Annotated in this window: 1 rRNA gene; it reads left to right on the top strand. The window is 49.6% G+C overall.

Features of this window, described 5'->3' with window-relative positions:
• Positions 1-42: 42 nt before the first annotated feature.
• Positions 43-2,955: ribosomal RNA gene (locus tag ACODH8_RS14475) — 23S ribosomal RNA — on the top strand.
• Positions 2,956-2,971 lie beyond the last annotated feature (16 nt).

A 2,971-nucleotide genomic window follows, 5' to 3' on the forward strand; every position in this document is an offset into this window, starting at 1 on the left:
CTACATTAAATAAACAAACGTCTAACCATTAGGTTAGAAAAAGGTTAAGTGAATAAGGGCGCATGGTGGATGCCTTGGCACTAGAAGCCGATGAAGGACGGGACTAACTCCGATATGCTTTGGGGAGCTGTAAGTAAGCTATGATCCAGAGATTTCCGAATGGGGGAACCCAGCATCTTTTATAGGATGTTACTATTAAGTGAATACATAGCTTAATAGAGGTAGACGCAGAGAACTGAAACATCTAAGTACCTGCAGGAAGAGAAAGAAAAATCGATTTCCTTAGTAGCGGCGAGCGAAACGGAAACAGCCCAAACCAACAAGCTTGCTTGTTGGGGTTGTAGGACTCAGCTGTGGTAGCTGTTGTAGATAGTCGAATCGACTTGGAAAGGTCAGCCGTAGCGGGTAAAAGCCCCGTAGACGAAATCGACAACACACCTATGAGTATCCTGAGTACGGCGGAACACGCGAAATTCCGTCGGAATCCGGGAGGACCATCTCCCAAGGCTAAATACTCTCTAGTGACCGATAGTGAACCAGTACCGTGAGGGAAAGGTGAAAAGCACCCCGGAAGGGGAGTGAAATAGAACCTGAAACCATGTGCCTACAAGAAGTTAGAGCCCGTTAATGGGTGATAGCGTGCCTTTTGCAGAATGAACCGGCGAGTTACGATTGCATGCGAGGTTAAGTTGAAGAAACGGAGCCGTAGCGAAAGCGAGTCTGAATAGGGCGAGTGAGTATGTAGTCGTAGACCCGAAACCATGTGACCTACCCATGTCCAGGTTGAAGGTGCGGTAAAACGCACTGGAGGACCGAACCCACGTACGTTGAAAAGTGCGGGGATGAGGTGTGGGTAGCGGAGAAATTCCAAACGAACTTGGAGATAGCTGGTTCTCTCCGAAATAGCTTTAGGGCTAGCCTCGGAATTAAGAATGATGGAGGTAGAGCACTGTTTGGACTAGGGGCCCGTCTTGGGTTACCGAATTCAGATAAACTCCGAATGCCATTCATTTATGTCCGGGAGTCAGACAGTGAGTGATAAGATCCATTGTCGAAAGGGAAACAGCCCAGACCACCAGCTAAGGTCCCCAAATATATGTTAAGTGGAAAAGGATGTGAGGGTGCACAAACAACTAGGATGTTGGCTCAGAAGCAGCCATCATTTAAAGAGTGCGTAATAGCTCACTAGTCGAGTGCCCTTGCGCCGAAAATGTACCGGGGCTAAACATATTACCGAAGCTGTGGATAGAACCTTATGGTTCTATGGTAGGAGAGCGTTCTAAGGGCGTTGAAGCTAGATCGTAAGGACTAGTGGAGCGCTTAGAAGTGAGAATGCCGGTATGAGTAGCGAAAGACAGGTGAGAATCCTGTCCACCGAATGACTAAGGTTTCCTGGGGAAGGCTCGTCCTCCCAGGGTTAGTCGGGACCTAAGCCGAGGCCGATAGGCGTAGGCGATGGATAACAGGTTGAGATTCCTGTACCCGTTTGTTTTGTTTGAACAATGGAGGGACGCAGCAGGTTACAAGATCGCACTGTTGGATATGTGCGTTCAAGCAACAAGTCTTGGTGAGAGTCAAATGCTTTCACCTTTAAGGATGAGTTGTGATGAGGAGGGAAATTTAGTACCGAAGTCTTAATATCACACTGCCAAGAAAAGCTTCTAGTTAGAAACAAACGGCCCGTACCGCAAACCGACACAGGTAGTCGAGGAGAGAATCCTAAGGTGAGCGAGAGAACTCTCGTTAAGGAACTCGGCAAAATGACCCCGTAACTTAGGGAGAAGGGGTGCTGAACGCAAGTTCAGCCGCAGTGAATAGGCCCAAGCGACTGTTTATCAAAAACACAGGTCTCTGCAAAATCGAAAGATGACGTATAGGGGCTGACGCCTGCCCGGTGCTGGAAGGTTAAGAGGATGGGTTAGCAATAGCGAAGCTCAGAATTGAAGCCCCAGTAAACGGCGGCCGTAACTATAACGGTCCTAAGGTAGCGAAATTCCTTGTCGGGTAAGTTCCGACCCGCACGAAAGGCGTAACGATTTGGGCACTGTCTCAACGAGAGACTCGGTGAAATTTTAGTACCTGTGAAGATGCAGGTTACCCGCGACAGGACGGAAAGACCCCATGGAGCTTTACTGTAGCTTGATATTGAATGTTTGTGACACATGTACAGGATAGGTAGGAGCCGTAGACTTCGGGACGCTAGTTTCGAATGAGGCATTGGTGGGATACTACCCTTGTGTTATGACCATTCTAACCCGCACCACTTATCGTGGTGGGAGACAGTGTCAGGTGGACAGTTTGACTGGGGCGGTCGCCTCCTAAAAAGTAACGGAGGCGCCCAAAGGTTCCCTCAGAATGGTTGGAAATCATTCGTAGAGTGCAAAGGCATAAGGGAGCTTGACTGCGAGAGCTACAACTCGAGCAGGGACGAAAGTCGGGCTTAGTGATCCGGTGGTTCCGCATGGAAGGGCCATCGCTCAACGGATAAAAGCTACCCTGGGGATAACAGGCTTATCTCCCCCAAGAGTTCACATCGACGGGGAGGTTTGGCACCTCGATGTCGGCTCGTCGCATCCTGGGGCTGTAGTCGGTCCCAAGGGTTGGGCTGTTCGCCCATTAAAGCGGCACGCGAGCTGGGTTCAGAACGTCGTGAGACAGTTCGGTCCCTATCCGTCGCGGGCGTTGGAAATTTGAGAGGAGCTGTCCTTAGTACGAGAGGACCGGGATGGACACACCTCTGGTGTACCAGTTGTTCTGCCAAGGGCATTGCTGGGTAGCTATGTGTGGAAGGGATAAACGCTGAAAGCATCTAAGCGTGAAGCCCCCCTCAAGATGAGATTTCCCATTTCTTTAAGAAAGTAAGACCCCTGAAAGATGATCAGGTAGATAGGCTAGAAGTGGAAGTGCAGTGATGTACGGAGCGGACTAGTACTAATCGGTCGAGGACTTAACCAAAGAAAAACCGGTGAAA

Source organism: Vagococcus fluvialis (genome assembly GCF_048815235.1).
Taxonomy (GTDB): domain Bacteria; phylum Bacillota; class Bacilli; order Lactobacillales; family Vagococcaceae; genus Vagococcus.